The 1,104-nt window shown below is 65.3% G+C and carries 1 protein-coding gene; it reads right to left on the reverse strand.

Annotated elements, in window-relative coordinates; genetic code table 11:
* Window positions 1-985: IS481 family transposase (locus KOL93_RS15985; RefSeq protein WP_221586420.1), on the reverse strand; the 985-nt coding region annotated here is incomplete at its 3' end.
* Window positions 986-1,104 lie beyond the last annotated feature (119 nt).

Below are 1,104 nucleotides of genomic sequence, written 5' to 3' on the forward strand. Positions count from 1 at the left end.
TGTGATGTCCGGGCAGGTTGTTGAGTCTGCTGAAGGGCGGGCCACCGATCGCGGAGTGGTGCCGGTGATGATTGTAGAAGTGCAACCAGCCCGGCAGCGCGTCGCGCCGCTCACCTTCTGACGAGTAGTACCTCGCATACGCCCAACCGTCCGCGAGGGTGCGGTGGAATCGCTCGATCTTCCCGTTCGTCTGCGGCCGATACGGTCGCGTCCGCTTGTGCGCGATGCCGAGACGAGCGCATGCGTCGCGCCAGGTGAACGACTTATAGGCCGAGCCGTTGTCGGACAGCACCCGCTCGACGGTGACGCCATGCTCGGCGAACCAGACGACAGCGCGTTCGAGGACACCGATCGCGGTGACGGCCTTCTCGTCCGAGCAGATCTCGGCATAGGCCACGCGGGAGTTGTCATCGATGACGGTATGGACGAACGCGGTGCCGATCAGCGCCCGATAGTTCTTCCCGCGGGTGATGTTCTCGCTGGTGCGACGATTCGCATGGCCTTGCTGCCTGCCGACGTAACGGTGCCCGCCGCCGTCGGGGATGTTGCCGAACTTCGTGACATCGACATGGATCAACGAGCCCGGATAGGGATGCTCGTAACGCCTGAGCGGCTCGCCGGTGACCCGATCGATATGGGAGAGGCGATTGACACCGCAGCGCACGAGGACAGCGTGAACTGTCGACGGGGACAACCCCAGGCGGCCGGCGATCTGTGCCGGCCCGAGCCGCAGGCGCCACCGCAACGCGACGACGCGCTTCTTCACTGGCTCGGGCGTCTTGTGCGGGATCCGGTGGGGCCTACTCGAGCGATCCTGCATCCCCGCCTCGCCTTCGGCGCGGTACCGAGCGACCCACTTGCGGACAGTGACAGGCGAGACCATGAACATCTTCGCTGCGACCGCGACGGGATAGTGGTCCTCGATGATCAGGCGCGCGAGCCGGTGCCTCGTGCGCGGGGTCAGGACAGCGTTAGCGTGGGACACGAGGGCCTCCTGGGTGCTTGTGAAGCGTTGAACTAGACAGCTCCACTTCACAGCCCGGGGGCCCTCACCTGTCGGAAGACTCAGCCCCGTGTCGGGAAACAACGTCCCCGGACATCACA

Origin of the sequence: Microbacterium salitolerans (genome assembly GCF_019720895.1) — a bacterium.
Taxonomy (GTDB): domain Bacteria; phylum Actinomycetota; class Actinomycetes; order Actinomycetales; family Microbacteriaceae; genus Microbacterium.